This is a genomic window from Allobosea robiniae (assembly GCF_900102525.1).
In the GTDB taxonomy this organism is placed as follows: domain Bacteria; phylum Pseudomonadota; class Alphaproteobacteria; order Rhizobiales; family Beijerinckiaceae; genus Allobosea; species Allobosea robiniae.
Genome location: NZ_FNBZ01000002.1, coordinates 77,471 through 93,279 on the forward strand (window position 1 = coordinate 77,471; position 15,809 = coordinate 93,279).

The 15,809-nt window shown below is 64.6% G+C and carries 15 protein-coding genes; 6 read left to right on the forward strand and 9 right to left on the reverse strand.

Translation table 11 applies throughout. From position 1 onward, the window contains the following. Positions 1 to 128: 128 nt before the first annotated feature. Complete coding sequence (locus BLQ70_RS05955; protein WP_091856246.1) at positions 129 to 1,499, reverse strand: MFS transporter; 1,371 nt, start codon at positions 1,497 to 1,499, stop codon at positions 129 to 131. Positions 1,500 to 1,591: 92 nt separating this feature from the next. Between BLQ70_RS05955 and BLQ70_RS05960 the strand changes: the two genes are divergently transcribed. After that, positions 1,592 to 2,488: a LysR family transcriptional regulator gene (locus tag BLQ70_RS05960; RefSeq protein WP_091856649.1), complete on the forward strand. Its 897-nt coding sequence runs from the start codon at positions 1,592 to 1,594 to the stop codon at positions 2,486 to 2,488. 262 nt (positions 2,489 to 2,750) lie between these two features. Here BLQ70_RS05960 and BLQ70_RS05965 read toward each other — a convergent pair whose 3' ends face one another. Genes BLQ70_RS05965 through BLQ70_RS05990 form a run of 6 tightly spaced genes read right to left on the reverse strand, consistent with a single transcriptional unit; the run spans position 2,751 to position 9,604 of the window. Continuing rightward, a complete protein-coding gene (locus tag BLQ70_RS05965; protein ID WP_091856247.1) occupies positions 2,751 to 3,758 on the reverse strand; it encodes an ABC transporter ATP-binding protein in 1,008 nt (335 codons plus the stop codon). Beyond that, positions 3,755 to 4,741: an ABC transporter ATP-binding protein gene (locus BLQ70_RS05970; RefSeq protein ID WP_091856248.1), complete on the reverse strand. Its 987-nt coding sequence runs from the start codon at positions 4,739 to 4,741 to the stop codon at positions 3,755 to 3,757. The genes BLQ70_RS05965 and BLQ70_RS05970 overlap by 4 nt, the downstream gene beginning before the upstream one ends. Further along, positions 4,738 to 5,574, reverse strand: a complete 837-nt coding sequence (locus BLQ70_RS05975) for an ABC transporter permease (RefSeq protein ID WP_091856249.1) — start codon at positions 5,572 to 5,574, stop codon at positions 4,738 to 4,740. The genes BLQ70_RS05970 and BLQ70_RS05975 overlap by 4 nt, the downstream gene beginning before the upstream one ends. Then, a complete protein-coding gene (locus tag BLQ70_RS05980) occupies positions 5,571 to 6,542 on the reverse strand; it encodes an ABC transporter permease (RefSeq protein ID WP_091856250.1) in 972 nt (323 codons plus the stop codon). The genes BLQ70_RS05975 and BLQ70_RS05980 overlap by 4 nt, the downstream gene beginning before the upstream one ends. Before the next feature lie 25 nt (positions 6,543 to 6,567). Then, positions 6,568 to 8,184, reverse strand: coding sequence for an ABC transporter substrate-binding protein (locus BLQ70_RS05985; protein ID WP_091856251.1), 1,617 nt, complete (start codon positions 8,182 to 8,184; stop codon positions 6,568 to 6,570). A 43-nt stretch (positions 8,185 to 8,227) separates the two neighbouring features. Continuing rightward, on the reverse strand, positions 8,228 to 9,604 hold the full coding sequence (locus BLQ70_RS05990) for a M20/M25/M40 family metallo-hydrolase (RefSeq protein WP_091856252.1): 1,377 nt from the start codon (positions 9,602 to 9,604) through the stop codon (positions 8,228 to 8,230). A gap of 86 nt (positions 9,605 to 9,690) precedes the next feature. On the opposite strand from BLQ70_RS05990, the gene BLQ70_RS05995 reads away from it, so the two are divergent. Together BLQ70_RS05995 and BLQ70_RS06000 are read left to right on the forward strand one after the other, a co-directional pair. Continuing rightward, on the forward strand, positions 9,691 to 10,590 hold the full coding sequence (locus tag BLQ70_RS05995; RefSeq protein ID WP_091856253.1) for a LysR family transcriptional regulator: 900 nt from the start codon (positions 9,691 to 9,693) through the stop codon (positions 10,588 to 10,590). A gap of 225 nt (positions 10,591 to 10,815) precedes the next feature. After that, positions 10,816 to 11,139, forward strand: coding sequence for an acylphosphatase (locus tag BLQ70_RS06000; RefSeq protein WP_091856254.1), 324 nt, complete (start codon positions 10,816 to 10,818; stop codon positions 11,137 to 11,139). 206 nt (positions 11,140 to 11,345) lie between these two features. On the opposite strand, the gene BLQ70_RS06005 is transcribed toward BLQ70_RS06000, so the two are convergent. Further along, complete coding sequence (locus BLQ70_RS06005) at positions 11,346 to 11,798, reverse strand: SRPBCC family protein (protein WP_170843332.1); 453 nt, start codon at positions 11,796 to 11,798, stop codon at positions 11,346 to 11,348. Positions 11,799 to 12,035: 237 nt separating this feature from the next. After that, complete coding sequence (locus BLQ70_RS06010) at positions 12,036 to 12,941, reverse strand: sigma-70 family RNA polymerase sigma factor (RefSeq protein WP_091856256.1); 906 nt, start codon at positions 12,939 to 12,941, stop codon at positions 12,036 to 12,038. Positions 12,942 to 13,075: 134 nt separating this feature from the next. Here BLQ70_RS06010 and BLQ70_RS06015 point away from each other — a divergent pair, with 134 nt between their 5' ends. The 3 genes from BLQ70_RS06015 (at position 13,076) to BLQ70_RS06025 (ending at position 15,795) form a co-directional block, all read left to right on the forward strand. Further along, the gene (locus tag BLQ70_RS06015; RefSeq protein ID WP_091856257.1) at positions 13,076 to 13,471 is read left to right on the forward strand and encodes a VOC family protein; all 396 of its coding nucleotides are present in this window, start codon (positions 13,076 to 13,078) and stop codon (positions 13,469 to 13,471) included. 343 nt (positions 13,472 to 13,814) lie between these two features. Further along, entirely contained in the window at positions 13,815 to 14,549 is a 735-nt protein-coding gene (locus tag BLQ70_RS06020; protein WP_091856258.1) for a GntR family transcriptional regulator, read from the forward strand. Between the two features lie 34 nt (positions 14,550 to 14,583). After that, complete coding sequence (locus BLQ70_RS06025; protein ID WP_091856259.1) at positions 14,584 to 15,795, forward strand: M24 family metallopeptidase; 1,212 nt, start codon at positions 14,584 to 14,586, stop codon at positions 15,793 to 15,795. The last annotated feature ends 14 nt before the right edge of the window (positions 15,796 to 15,809 follow it).

Below are 15,809 nucleotides of genomic sequence, written 5' to 3' on the forward strand. Positions count from 1 at the left end.
GACGTTCGGTCGAGGACAGCGACACTGGCGAGGTGGCGCCCCCGCCAGTCCGCGTCGGGATATCCAGTAAGACACGCCACCTCCGTCGTTGACTCCCTCTTCCAGCCGATAGGCGAACTTGTTGCCTGTCAGCCTGTAATCTCGTGGCGCACGCGCCCGAGACTGACGAGCGCGGAGAGGCTTGCGAAGGCTGCGGCCAGCACCAGGGCAATCTCCGGCGCCACAGGAGGCGGAGCGACCTCGAAGATCGCGGCCATCGCGACGGACCCGAGAGTCTGACCGGTCAGCCGCGCCGTGCCCTGCATCGCCCCCGCAGCGCCACTGCGGGCTTTGGGTGCGGAGAGAAGCAGGACGCGGTTGTTCGGAGTCTGGAAAAGGCCGAAGCCGAGGCCGGCCATGACCGTGCTTACGATGAAGGTCGCTCCGTGCGGGCCGGCCGGTAACAGGCCGACACCGGCAAGTCCGAGTGCCAGCAGAAAGCCGCCTGCGGCGCAGAGCCAGGCCGTCTTCACGCGATGGGCCAGCCATCCGGATATCGGCGCGATCAACGCGACCGCCGCGGGCCAGGCCATCATATAAAGGCCTGCCTGGGTCGCCATCATATCGAGCCCGTGCTGGAGATAGAATGGCAAGGCGAGCAAGCCCAGCATCTGGCCGGTAAAGCAGCAGACCGATGCGATGACGGAGAAACGGAAGGCCGGGGCGGCGAAAAGATCGGTGGGCACGAGCGGCGCGGCGCTCCTGCGTTCGATCCGCCGCAGCAGGGCGAAGCAGGCGACCGACGCAACGATCAGGAGGCCGCCCGTTATCGGAGACTGCGCGACGCGGTCGGCACCGAGGAAAAACAGGACGAACATCAGGCTGTTGACTGCTATCGCCCTGCCGTCGAGCCGCCGCGCCACGCGCGTCGTGCGAACTAGAACGGCCCCCGCTGCCAGCACGACGATGCCGAGCGGGACGTTGACGGCGAAGAGCCGGGGCCAGTTCGCCACGGCGAGGATAGCGCCGGCAATGCCGGGCCCCGCGGCCGAGGCGATGGCAATGGTCATCGCATTGATCCCGATGATCGTGCCGAGGAGGCGGTGCGGCACGCAAAGCCGCAAATTCGTCACGCCAAGGGCCATCACCGCGCCGCCGCCGAGACCCTGCACGAACCGCGCCGCCATCAGCATCGGCAGGGTGCTAGAGACGGCGCAGGCCGCCGAGGCCAGGGTGAAGAGCGCGACGCCCGCGAGGAAGACCCGCCGGGGCCCAACCATCTCGCCGATGGCGCCGCAGGGCAGCAGCGCGACCAGGACAGCGAGCTGATAGCTCGAAACGACCCAGACGGCATCGCCTGGGCTGGCGTGCAGCGAAGCGGCGATCGAGGGGAGAGCGATGTTGGCAATGGCGCCGTCGAGCACGACGAGCACTAGGGAGAGGAGGAGGACGGCTATCGCGAAATAGCGGCGTGGTGCGGGCAGGCCGTCGGCATGGGGATCGAGAGCAGGTTGCAGCATAGGGGTGTTCCGTGTTGGCTCCCATTCTGGTAAGCCGCAGTCGGAATTTGCGCCAGGCGCAAGAATCTCAACTGATGTTTGCACTGGGCGCCATGTCTCACATCGATCTGAACTTGTTGAACGCCCTCGATGTCCTGCTTGAAGAACGCAGCGTGACCCGGGCTGCGCTCAGGCTTGGTCTAAGCACCTCCGCAATGAGCCGGACCCTGTCACGGCTCAGGGAGGCGCTCGGCGATCCGATCTTGGCGCCGGCCGGCCGTGCGCTGGTGCCGACACCCCATGCCGAGGCCATCGCCGAACAGGTTCGCACGCTGCGCCTGGGCGCGCAGACCGTGTTGCGGCCGCCGAAGCCGATCGACCCGGAGAGCATGGAGCGCGAGTTCACCATCCGCGCAAACGACGCCTTCACGCAGCTCTATGCGGCAAAGCTAAGCGCGGCGGTGTCCGCCCTGGCACCCGGTGTGCGGCTGCGCTTCGTGGCGAAGCCCGACAAGGATATCGGGCCGCTACGCGACGGCGCGGTCGATCTCGAAATCGGTGTGATCTCCGAGAACGGCGGCGAGCTGCGTGCCCAAACCCTCTATCGCGATACCTATGTCGGCGTAGCGCGCCCCGGCCATCCGATCCTCGATGCGCCCGTCACGCCGGAACGCCTGTGCGCCTGGGGCCATGTGGTGTTCGCGCGGCGGCGGGGCCGGTCCGGCCCCGCGGACGAGGCGCTGGCACTCCACGGGCTTTCTCGACGGGTGGTCGTCATCGTTCCGGGCTTTCCGGCGGTGATCGCAGCGGTCTCGGCCTCAGATCTCCTGGGTCTCGCCCCCCGCTCGGCTTGCCTGGCCTTGGCGGGATACGACATGGTGCTGTTCGATCTGCCAATCCCGATGCCGGAGATCGTTGTGTCGCAGATCTGGCATCCGCGGATGGATGCCGATGCCGGCCATCGCTGGCTCCGTGGGCTGGTATTCGAGGCGTTCCGCGATGGCCCATGACCGCCCGCGAAGTTGGCAACCGCGGCAAGATGATCTTATGCCCGACGATCAGCGTCCGCGCTTCTTGTAATTCTCTCAGGACGGCTAGCGCCACGACCAGACGTTGGCGGTCAGGCCGAAAGCGGACACTCAAATTGATAGCTGCGATCCGAGATTAGTGGCGTAGCACCAGCCTGAGAGGCTGATGCCGAACACATTCGGATCGGAAGGAATTTTGCCCGCATCTGATCGCCAGCGTCTATTGTGGTGCAAGCTTCCTTGGTCAGGCCGCGAATTGCATCCCGGCCAGTTCCTCGGCGCGATGGCAGCGCACTTCTCGGCCGGCGATTTGGCGCAAGGCTGGCATCTCGCTCATGCAGCGCTCCTGTGCGAACGGGCAGCGGGTATGGAAGCGGCATCCGGAGGGCGGATCGAGCGGGCTCGGCACCTCGCCTTCGAGCGGCTTGGCGCGCGCGGTGTTGCGGCTGCGGCCGATTTCGGGAGAGGCACCGAAGAGGGCTTGGCTATAGGGATGGACAAGGCCTTGCCCGAGAATGGCCGCGTCGCCGATCTCCACGATCTGGCCGAGATACATCACGGCGATCCGGTCGGAGATATGCCGCACGAGCGCGAGGTTGTGCGAGATGAAGACATAGGCGACCCCGGATTGCTCCTGAAGATCGTTCAGCAGGTTGATGATCTGGGCCTGGACCGAGACGTCCAGAGCGGAAACGGGCTCGTCGCAGACGATGAGCCGCGGCGAAACGGCGAGCGCGCGGGCAATGGCGACGCGCTGGCGCTGGCCGCCTGACAATTCGTGCGGATAACGGTCGAGATAGTCGTCCGATAACCCGACGCGGCTCAGCAGTTCGCCGACACGGGCACGGCGTTGGCTGCGGGCGCAGAGACGGTGCAGTCTCAGGCCGTCGCCGATCGACTGGCCGATCGTGCGGCGCGGGTTGAGGCTGGCATAGGGATCCTGGAAGACGATCTGCACGGCGCGTCGGAACCGCCCCGCATCGCTGTTCAGCATCGCCCCGGCGTCTGCTCCGTCGAGCAGGACATGGCCGGAGGTTGGGTCGCGCAGGCCTGTCAGGCAGCGGGCGAGGGTCGACTTGCCACAACCGGATTCGCCGACCACGGCCAGCGTCTCGCCCGGGTTGACTGCGAGGTCGACGCCGCTCAGCGCGTGGACCGTCCGTCCACCGCCGAAGGCCGACCCGACCCGGTATTCCTTGACGAGATTGCGCGCTTCGAGGACGGCGCCACTGCTGTTGCCCTGCTCGGTCATGCGGCCACGGGCTCCGGATGATGGCAGGCGACCTGGCGCGCGCCGCCGGTCAGGCCGGGAGGCGCCAGAGCGCAATCGGCCATGGCGCGATGGCAGCGCGGGGCGAAGCTGCACCCCTTCGGCATCCGGAGAGGCGAGGGAACGGCGCCGCCGATCTCCGGCAGCCGCCCGGAAGCGTCGTCCTGCCAGCGGGCGGCCCTGAGGAGGCCTTGCGAATAGGGATGCGCCGGAGCCTGGAACAGCTCGGTCACGGGCGCCTCCTCGACCTTCCTGCCGGCATACATGACCGCGACACGGTCAGCGACCTCCCAGACAACGCCAAGATCGTGGGTGATCAGCAGCACCGCCATGCCGAGCTCGGTCTTGAGCCGTTCGATCAGCTTCAGGACCTGCGCCTGGATGGTGACGTCGAGAGCCGTCGTCGGCTCGTCCGCGATCAGCACCTTCGGCTCGCAGGCGAGGGCGATGGCGATCATGACACGCTGTCGCATCCCGCCTGAGAGGTTATGCGGGTACTGATCATAGCGCTCGGCAGGAGACGGTATCCCGACGAGATCCAGCAATTCGATCGCCCGCCGGCGCGCGGCGCCGGCGGAGAGGCCGCGATGCAGCCGCAGCGATTCGGCGATCTGCCAGCCGATCGTGAAGACCGGGTTGAGCGCCATCATCGGGTCCTGGAAGATCATGCCGATGCCGCCGCCGCGCACCCCCCGCATCGCCTGCGCCGACAGGGACATCAGGTCCTGCCCCTCGAGCAGGACGCGGCCGCTCACATGGCAGCGGCTGCGCATGGCGAGGAGGCCGATGATCGACATCGCGGCCGTGCTCTTGCCGCAGCCCGATTCCCCGACGATCGCCAGGGTCTCGCCGGCCGACAGTGTGAAGGACAGGCCGGAGACGGCCTTCACCGCACCGTGGCTCGTCGGAAACGTCACGCTGAGGTCCTCGACCGCGAGGACGGGGCGGGCGGCGGAATGCGTCATCGTTGCCGGAGCCTCGGATTGAGGGCGTCGTTGAGACCTTCCCCGACGAGGTTGATGCACAGCACGGTGATCAGGATCGCGAGGCCGGGAATCGCCGGCATCCACCAGGCTGTGCGCAGCACGGTGCGGCCGACGCCGATCATGTAGCCCCAGGAGATCAGGTCGGGATCGGCAAGGCCGAGGAAGGAAAGGCCCGATTCCGTCAGGATCGCCGTCGCGACGAGGAGACTGGACACGACGATGACCGGGGGAAGCGCGTTCGGCATGATCTGGCGGGTTGCGATTTCAAGGCCCGACATGCCCAGGGCCCTGCAGGCCTGAACATATTCGCGGTCGCGTTGTGCCATGAATTCGGCGCGTGCGAGGCGGGCCACCGGCGGCCATGAGACGACGGCGATCGCGGCGGTGACGGTGACGATCGACGGGCCGAAGATGGCGATGATCACGACCGCGAGCACGAAGGACGGAATGGTCAGGAAGAAATCGGTCAGCCGCATCAGCACCGCATCGGTCCAGCCGCCGCGATAGCCCGCGAGCGCTCCGACGGTGACGCCGAGCACCGTCGCTCCGAAGCTCGCGACAAGGCCGATCAGCAGCGAGACGCGGGCTCCTCCGATCAGCCCGGCCAGAATGTCCCGACCCGAGACGTCCGTGCCGAGAGGGAAGCGGGCCGAGGGAGGCTGCGAGGGCCGGCCGATCATGTCGTAGGGGTCGACAGGGTAGAGCGCCGGGCCGAAGATCGCTGCTGCCACGATCAGCAGGAGGAAGACAAGGCCGACCACGGCGGCCGCATTGAGGCTGAAGCGCCGCCAGAACTCCGCGAGAGCGCTCATTTCGCCATCCTCGGGTCGAGCACGCCATAGAGAAGATCGACGACGAGGTTCGCGGCGACGACCAGGATCGACGAGATGAACAGGATGCCGAGCAGCAGGTTCAAGTCGCGCTGCTGGAGCGCATCGAAGAGGAGACGCCCAAGCCCGGGCCAGCCGAACACCGTCTCGACCAGGATCGAGCCGCCGAGCATGTGCCCGATCTGCACGCCCGCCATGGTGACGACGGGCAGAAGCGCGTTGGCGGCGGCGTGGACGAAGCCGACCCGCGTTTCCGCCACGCCCTTGGCGCGGGCGGTGGTGACGAAGTCGTAGGTGTAAACCTCCAGCATCGAGGCCCGCATCAGGCGGGTGTATAGCGCGACGTAGAAGAGTCCGAGCGTCACCGCCGGCAGGACGAGGTGGCGGGCGATGTCGAGCACACGCAGCGGCCAGGAGATATCCTGTCCGATCGTCATCATGCCGCCCGAGGGAAGGATGCCCAGCGTCACCGAGAAGAACACGATCAGCATGAGGCCGAGCCAGAATTGCGGCGTCGCATAGGCCAGCAGCGCCAGCACCGAGATGATGCTGTCCAGCCATTTCCGGTGCCGCATCGCGGCGATGGTTCCAAAGAGCATGCCGAGCAGCGTCGCGACGAGGATCGCTGTCATCATCAGCAGGACGGTCGCCGGGGCGCGCTCTGCGATCAGCGAGAGGACCGGTCGCTGCTGCACATGCGACACGCCCAGGTCGAAGGTGAGGAGCTTGCCGAGATAGATGAAGAACTGCTGCCAGAGCGGTCGGTCGAGCCCGAAGGAACGGCGCAGCTCCTCGACGAATTCGGTCGTCGCTCCGCCCGATTGCGCGGCGATGATGTCCGCCGCATCGCCGGGCGCCATGTGCAGCAGGGCGAAGTTGAGAACGGCGATGCCCAGCACGCTCGGAATAACGACGGCGGCGCGCCTGCCGATGAACAACAGGGATTTCATCGCGCTCTCCCGCCCCGCCTCACCGTCATTCCTTCCAGACGGCGTCCCAGGGCGAGTACATCGAAATGCCGTTGGTGATCAGGCCGTGGACCTTCTTGTTCCAGACATGGGTGTAGGCGGGTTCCATCAGGAAGATCACCGGCAGCTCGTCGTGCAGGATCTTCTGGAGCGCGTCGAACTGCTTGCGCCGGGCGGCCGGGTCGGTCTCGTGCGCCGACTTCGCGAAAAGCTCGTCGACCTTCGGGTTGCTGTAGCCCATCGAGTTGGTGAAGGTCGCGCCCTTCTTGATGAAGCCCGACCCGAAGGTACGCTCGACGCCGATCGAGGGGTCCGAATAGTTGTGCGAGAAGGTGCTGGTGAGGTTGAAGTTCCAGTCCGTGTAGATCGTCTTCAGCCAGCCGCCGAGATCGGCGCTTCGCGTTTCGACCTGGATGCCGATCTTGCCCAGTTCCTGGCGGATATATTCGGCGAGGCGGACATAGTTCTCGCCATAGGGCAGGAAATTCTGGCTCAGCTTGAAACGGACATTGCCGGCGCCCTTCGGATAGCCCGCCTCATCGAGCAGCTTGCCGGCCTTTGCCGGATTGTACTCGTATTGGGGCAGTGACTTGTTGAAGAAGGCGCCCGCGCTGACGATCGGGCCTCGGGCCGGCTTACCCTGGCCGTACCAGATCACGTCGGCGATACGCTCGCGATTGAGCGCCATGCTGATCGCCTGGCGGACCTTGAGGTCCTGCAGCGGCTTCTCGCGCAGATTCAGTTCGAGCCACAGGTTGGGGCCGAGCGCCTCGCTGCCAGCCTGCGAGGCTTCGAGCTTCGGAGAGGCCGAGAGGCGCTGTACCTCCGCCTCCGGCAGGCCGCTCATCGGGGCGAGATCGACCTCGCCGGTCTCGACGGCGATGGCGCGGGCGGCGCCGTCCGGGATCATGCGCACGATGATGCCGTCGAGGCAGGGAAAGCCGGAGCGCCAGTAGTCCTTGTTGCGTTCGAGCGCGATATGGCTGCCCTTCTGCCACTCCTTGAAGCGGAAGGGGCCCGTGCCGATCGGCTTCTGCATCACCTCCGCGCCGCGGACGGCGGCGGCCGTGCCCATATCGATGCCGGCGAAGGCATGCGCCGGCAGGATCGGTGTCTCACCGGCCTGGAACACGTTCATGAAGAAGGGGACCGGGCGCTTCAGCGTGAAGACGACGGTGAGCGAGTCCGGCGTGGCGACGCCTTCGAGATCGCCGAAATAGACATGGCCGCGCGAATGATAGGGCTTGACGATCTTTTCGACCGAGAATTTCACGTCCTCGGCCGTGAAGGGCTTGCCGTCATGCCATTTCACGTTGGGGCGGAGCTTGAAGGTATAGGTCTTCTTGTCCTCGGAGACCGTCCATGACTCCGCCAGGCCGGGCTTCGGTTCGAGCGAGGGTCCCTCATAGTTGAGCAACCCCTCGAACATCTTCGTCGCCACCAGCGCGACGGGGACCGCCGAGGTCGCGATCGTGGACAGCGCGCTCGGCTCCAGGCTGTAGGCGTAGGTCAGCGTACCTCCCGCTTTCGGGCAGCTTTGCGCCTGGGCGGCGGTTGCAAACAGCGCCATGGCCGGAGCCGCCAGAAGCATGGCCCTGAGGGTCTTGAGGGTCTTGGAGTTCATGCTCGGAGCCTCTCGTCTGGCGGTGCTGGCCGGCTGCAGGGTCTCAGGCGATGCCACACCATTCTGCAATGAAAACAATGAGGTGCTCGATCGCGGCTTCGTAGTCCGCAATCGGGATGTATTCGTCGGGCTTGTGCGCCTGGGCGATGCTGCCCGGCCCGAAGACGATGCTGGGGATGCCGCCCTGGTTCACCAGATGGCGCATGTCGCAGCAGAAATGACCCTGATAGGGGCTGCCGTCGCCGCCACGGCCGGCCAGGACCGCGCCCATCACCCGGGCGATCTCGATATCGCTGGCTTGAGCGGTGGCATCGTCATGATGCAGGAATTCGAGCCTGGCGGGATGGCGCAGGAGGCGCGGATCGCTGCGATTGGCCTGCGCGATCGCTTCGCGGAATGCGGCCATCACCTCCGTCACGCTGCCGAGCGAGGGGGCGAAATAGGCGCCGCCCTTGAGCTGGGCTTCCGCGGCTGTCGCGGTTTCGTAATGACCGCCCGAGACCCGCCCGATCGTCAGGGCGAAGGGGGCCTTCTGGCCCTGGGGCGTGCCGGTATTGTAGCGCGCCTCCAGCGCAAGCAGCGCCTCGATGACGGGAGGGAGCGCATCGATGGCGCCGAGGCCTTCGAGCTCTGTGCCGTTCCAGCGCGCGCCCGGAGAGCGCGGCACGCCGGTCAGCGAGACCTGCCAGTAGAGACCGCCCGGATGCGAAATCGCGATCGTGTTGCTGGTCGGCTCCAGGATCACGGCTGCATCGGCCTGGAAGCCGCGCCGGACGAGGTCGAGCGTCCCGTTGCCGGCATGCTCCTCGTTGACGACGCATTGCAGGCTGACGTCGCCGCGCAGACGGATGCCGGCCTCGCGCAGATAGGTGATGGCCATCAGCGCCGCCATGACGCCGCCCTTCATGTCCGAGGCGCCGCGGCCATACATCAGGCCATCCGCGATCTCGGCACCGAAGGGATCCCGCGTCCAGCCGGCGCGCGGCTCGATCGTCACCGTGTCGACATGTCCGTTCAGGATCAGCGAGCGGCCGCGGCCCTCCCCACGCCAGGTGCCGACGAGATTGGGCCGTCCGTCGTAATTCAGGACCGTTTCGAGGCCGCTCGCCTGGAGAGCCTCGAAGGTCGGCAGTTCGGCATAGGGCAGGATGAGGTCGTGCTGCCAATGGGTGGGGTACTGTGCGACGTCTGGATGTGCGGCGAACATGGCCGCCACGTCGGGCTCCGCGTCGTGGATGTCCGCCCCCGCCTGCCGCAGCAATTCGCGCATGTAGTCCTGGCCCGGCCCCTCTTCCCCTGTCAACGACGGGGTCGAGACGAAATCCGCCAGGTGTCGGACGCTACGGTCGCGTTGCGCCCGCGCTGCGGCAAGCGCTTTGTCGAGCTGGGAGTGAAGCTGGGCGAGGTCTGAAGCGAGCATGTCGAGAAGATGTTGACATTGCTGCTATAAGCCAAATTAGAAATGCTGAGAGCTATTCAAGAAAATCTAATATCCGAGACGAGCACATGATCTACACGCAGATCCGGGCATTCGATGCGGTGGCGCGCGAGGGCAGCTTTTCGCGGGCCGCGGATGTCCTGAACCTGACGCAGCCCGCGCTGACGCTGCAGGTGAAGGCCCTCGAAGCCCGCCACGGCCTGAAGCTGCTGCATCGCGACGGGCGCGGCGTGAAGCTGACGGAGGCCGGCGAACGGCTGTTCACCCTGTCCCGGCAGCTCGCGAGCCTTGAAGAGCTGATCGACGATACGCTGACGACATCGAGCGAAGTCCAGCGGGGCGAGCTCCGGCTGGCCGTCGATGGCCCCCATATCGTGATGGGCCTCTTTGCCCAGTTCCTGGCGCGGCACCCTCAGGTGCGGCTCTCCGTCTCGATGGGAAACACGCAGGTCGTGCGGCAGCGCCTGCTCGACCGACATGTCGATGTCGGCATCCTGCCGCTGATCGCCGACCATCCGCGCGTGCATGCGGTGCCGCTCTGGATCCATCGCGGCCTTCTAATCACGTCGCATGAGCACAGGCTGGCTGGCCGGAAGGTCGTTTCGCTGACGGAGCTGGAGGGCGAGGCGATGATCGGGCGCGAGGACGGCTCGACCACGCAGGCGCTCGTTGATGCCGCTCTTGCCCGGCACGGCGTCAAGGCCCGCAAGGTGCTGGAGCTGGGCAGCCGCGAAGCGCTCGTCGAAGCTGTGGCGGTGGGGCTCGGCTGCGGGATCGTCTGGGAGCTGGAAGCCCTGGCCTCCAGCCGCGTCCGCGCCATCCCGATCGAAAACGACGAACTCACAACAACCGACTATATCGCCTGCCTGAAGAGCGAGCGTGAGCGCGCCATCGTCAAAGCCATCTTTGCCGAGGCGGCGCGAATGCCGGGCGACCGGCACGACATCGCCGCCCTGGGGCGAGGTTGACGCTGCGGTCGGGCCTCGCATCAAAAATCGAGTTTGACGTAAAATTCGAAGCCTCCCCACGGCTGACGGTCGTTGCTGTGAGAATCCTCCCGGTTGCTCGGCGCCACCTCCAGACATTGGTCCGCCAGCCTGATGCGGACATCCAAACGAGCGTGCCTTGAGAGTGGTCAAGACTGGGTGTTAGAATTCGTGGAGCAATTTCTTGACGGAAAAGCGCGGGATCGAATGGAGCTGCACATCAGCATTTCCGGACGGGTCCAGGGAGTTGGCTACCGGCAATGGTTCCGCGGCCGCGCGCTCACAGCAGGCGTAAGCGGTTGGGTGCGGAACTGCTTAGACGGCACCGTGGAAGCAGCGCTTTACGGTCCAGCCGAAAGTGTCGAGCGATTAGTTCTTGAGGCGCGGCAAGGTCCCCGCGGCGCAGATGTCGAGGACGTTCGTCGCCTAGAAGCAGCACCGCCGCGGTTGGATGGAGGCGGCCAGACCTTCTTCATTGCCGCGACCGATAGCTGTCCACGACAAGGGCGCGATACTCTTCATTCGCCGTAGCCAGACGTCCTTGAAGTCCGGAGAGTTCGAGGAATTCGCCGGCCCTGCAGGGCAGGGCCTCAATGCGCCACTTCCGGACATTGGGTCACCGCCGGAAAGCGGACGTTGGCCCTCTGCTCAGGCAACGTCTGTTAGCGACCCAACCCGGACCTTGAGCTGATCCGCTGTCGGGCTATCCGGCTTGCGTCACGAGCCGCGAGACTGCCTCAACCCCAATCCCATTCTGACTGAGCCAAGCGGGCCCGTAGGGAACGTAGCCAAACGGCGAACCCGTTGGTGACGAAATTATCTCTGATCAGGTCGCGGTCTTGTGGTGAAGCATCGAAGTCAGCGAACCACTCAATAAAAGATTTGTTTCCATCTACAATGGGAGTGACCCGCAACGTCGCGATATAGTTCTCCGCATTCGCGGGCATTCCACTTAAGAGTCCGTAGCTGTAGGAGTGCTCACGATCCGAATGGGTCAGCAAAATCTGACGCATCGTACGGTCAGTCATTTCAATCCGTCGAACTGCTCCAACTTGATCACCGGGGCGGCCATCTTCAATCTTGGTGACGCTCGGGACGACAGTCCAATCATAATCACCAAAGGAGCGGATCGCCTGCCAAACCTTATCGGCAGATTCCGCGAAAACGGTACTATAGTATGCCTTTGCCATGAGGCTGGCCTCGCTGGATGTCCACAAGGCCGTAAGATGGAATAGCATGCAGAACGGAGCGAGCCGATTTCTGCCCGCGTGGCTGGCAGGTCGTTGACCTTCAGGTCAGCACCCCACCCAAGCCGGTCATTCTCAGAGCGGCGGATGTTGGAGGCCGCTGTGCGCCAACAGCCAAAGTTGGCTCCCTGCCCGGGAGCGGACATTCAAGAAGGCAACCGATCCGCGGCCGCGCGGCGGCTATTGGCTTGCCCGCACAGACTGAGATGGCTCGTCCGGCAGCATTGCTAGATCGAGCCGTGCAAGGCGTTCTGGATCCGCCAGCGCTCGTATCTCGACGATCTTTCCATGCTTGAACGAGAGATGAAAAACGGCACGCGTCCGCTCGTCGGGCGCTATGATAAAACCAAAGCCTCCACCCACGAGCGCTGGCATCGCGGCCACTGCGCGACCTTTGAAGGCTTCCGCCACCGCATTGGCACCCTGAATTTCAGGAACAGAACCGAGCCGTATGGTTTCCTTGTCGGCCCGGAAAACGACATCTGGATCGAGCACTGAGAGAAGCGCGTCGAAGTCGCCGCCCCGCGCCGCCTCGAGAAAGGCTTCAACCAGTTTCCGCTGCTTGGCTCGAACGGTATTTTCAAAGATGGGCGGACCTTGCACGCGGCGGCGCGCGCGACTTGCGAGTTGGCGCGTTGCCTCGACGGAGCGGCCAACGACGGGAGCGATCCCCTCATAGGATACGGCAAAGACGTCGTGCAAAACGAACGCCAGCCGCTCAGCCGGAGCCAGTTTCTCAATCACGACAAACAGAGCAAGGCCGATCGAATCCGTTGCTGCGATTTGATCCTCTGGGCTTCGGGCTTCTTCGTGGATGACGACGGAGCTGAATTCGACCCCGTCGAGCGGCTCTTCAAGGCGCGCCTTGCGCGATCTCAGCATGTCGAGACAGATCCGGCCGATGGTGGTGGTCAACCAGCCACCCAAATTGGCAATCTTTCCCACTTCCACCTTGGAAAGGCGCAGCCAGGTTTCCTGGACCGCGTCCTCTGCATCGCTCAGCGAGCCGAGTATCCGGCAGGCTACCGCACGCAGATGGGGGCGATTGACCTCGAACTGCTCCAGCGAAAATTTTTTCGCTTCCATCCGTCACATCTCCTCCACCCGTTCCGTCATGGGCATGACGAACGAAACCTCGCGGATGTGACAAAGATTGATTCCGGAGGTGGCGTCGTCGGATTCAAGGCCGGTGCCAGCACCGGGGTCAGAAGGGATTGAAGATGTTCAGCAAAGTGATGTTTGCCACCTTGTTTGTGTCAGACCAGGACAAGGCGCTCGACTACTACACCACCAACTTCGGCTTCGAGAAGATGGCCGACAATCCGGGGCCAGAGGGTCGGTTCCTGTTGATGAGCTACAAAGGTCAGGGATGGCCGATCCTGTTGTGGCCTGGTGTGGGAGGCCGCACGGAGTCCGAGACGGATACGACGGGCACGGTCTTTCTGCAATCGGACGACCTCCGGAAGGATTTCGCCGAGCTCAAGGCGCGTGGCGTTGCGTTCGTCGAGCCGGAGCCCGAGGACTATACTTGGGGCGTGCGGGTTACCGCCTTGGATCCCGACGGCAATCGCATTGCTCTCCGGCAGCAAGGAAGCGCACGGCAGCTGAGGAAATAGCGAGCCGCAGAACGGTGCGGCCGGCAAAGATGATCTTGCCGGCTGCGCCGAAGAGCTAAACGCATTTGGTTGGTAGCGAGGCTCTCTCCGACCGCGAGGTCGTTTAGCGCCAGAAGCAGACGTTCAAACACTGCCCACAAGCGGACCGCGCACCGGAGCAATTTTGCTACCGTCACTAGTTGGTGCGGAGTGGCGACGATTTTGAAAGGTTCGCTCGTTCACCGCTTCCGGATGCTGCGTTGAGAAACTCGAGCGATCAATATACGAGGTATATCGGGCTTCAATTCATACGCTTCTGAATACGCAGGAGCATGCTTATCCAGCCCCTAGATTGGAGACATGCATGTTGAATGCGCGCGAGGGGCAACCGCTGCACGAAGCGGTTCGTGAAGAACTCCAGCGCCGTATCGAAGCCAAGCGTTACCAGGCAGGCGATGGACTTCCATCCGCTGTGGCGCTTGCCAGCGAATTTGGCGTCAGCCTCATTACCGTCAAGCGATCCCTGAAGGACCTGAGAACGCTCGGTCTGCTGAGGACGGTGCCGGGTCTCGGCGTTTTCGTGAGGCAGAACAAGCGCTTCATCCGTGAGATCGACGTCTCCATGACCTCCCTGGAGCAGGCCATGGATTCGAAGCTGCCCCTGTCCATCACTCTCGTCTCACTGAGCTGGGAAGCGATCGGCGACCGCTCCTTCGATCTTTTCTCGCCTCCTCGCGGCCCGATGTCCTGCGTGCGAAGGGTTATCTCGATCGATAATGAGCCCATCATGTTCGACACGACCTATGTGCCCGTTCCGCTCGATCACGAGATCATGCAGGAGGTCTCGCGCAAGTTCGTCATCGACATTCTCAAGCCGACCCAGACTCCGGTCATCAACAAGCGGCTGGTGATCGATGCTGCACCGGCTTCAACTGAGGCCCAGTCCGCGTTCTCGATACCCGTGGGTTATCCCACGCTAAGGCGGCTCTACCACCTGACCACGAGGGATCCTGAATTTGCTGTGTTCGGCAGCGTAGAAGCTCCCTTCGACAAGCTTGCCTGCAATATCGAGATCCCGATCGACGATCCCACCTCGTGAGTGCCGAAGCCGGAACTACGGATCCAATACGCCCATGACAGCCAGCCGCCATTCCGAGCCGATCGTTCCGGCTGCGATTGAGCTCCCAGCCCCTCCCTCCGGTGCCACTCCGAATGCCGAACTCGAGAGTCGCCTGAAGCGTCTCAGGGCGGAACTCGCCGAGGCGGAGATCGACGCGCTCGTCGTCACCGAGCGCAACAATTTCGAGTATCTCACCGGCCATCGGACGATGACCTGGTCATACAACGCTAGGCCGGTGCAGGCTCTTGTCACGCCGAGCGTCGTTGTCGTAATCGGCAGCACGATCGAGCAGCGCACCATCGCGGCCTCGCCGCAGAGGTTTCAGAGCCGCTTTTATTATGGCTACGCGGAAGAAGGCGCTCGCGAGACCGTCAAGGCCGTCGCCGCTGCGGTCGGCTCCAGAGGGGCTCGGATCGCGATCGACTACGGCCAGGATATGCTTGGTCGCGGCTCGCTGACGCTCGTCGACGGCATCCGCGCCCGAGGGTTCGAGCTCGTCAGCGGCGAGGCCGCGCTGTGGCGGGTGCGGATGATCAAGTCGCGTCATGAGGTCGCGCTGAAGCGGATCTCGCTGGCGATCGTCGACGACGCCTTCGATGCTGTCGTCGCACAGGCGCGGCCGGGCATGACAGAGGCCGATTTCACGCGGCAGCTCCAGGCGCGCATCGCCCTGAACGGCGCCGAGCGGCTGGACCCGATTTCCGCGCTCTTCATGAGTGGCGCGTACGACTATGCGAGGCCGTCGGGACTGCGCGCCCTGAAGGAGCATGACTATATCTGGACCGATTTCCGCTCCTGCTACGGCGGCTATTCGGCGGACCGCAACCGCATCGCCCGGGTGGGCGAGCCGAGCGAGCGGGAACGTCACCTCTACGGAGCGGTTCGCGGCCTGACGATCGAACTCGCCAGGAGCATTCGCGCCGGCGAGACCTGCGCCGACGTGCACGCGCGCTTCACGCGGGCCTGGGCCGAGACGGGGCTGCCCGCGAGCTACGGCGCCGTTTCGCGCATTGGCCATGGCGGCGGGCGCGAGGTCACCGAGCCGCCCTCGATCAGCCGCGACGACGACACGGTCATCCGGCCGGGCATGGTGCTGCACCTCGAGCCTAAGCTCGAGGAAGCCGGCGGGGTCTTCCAGTTCGAGGAATGCGTCTTCATCGGCGACGACGGGCCAGAATTCGTCGGCGCGCTCTCGCCCGAGACCATGCCGGTCATCCCCGTCTGACCATCACCGGGTGA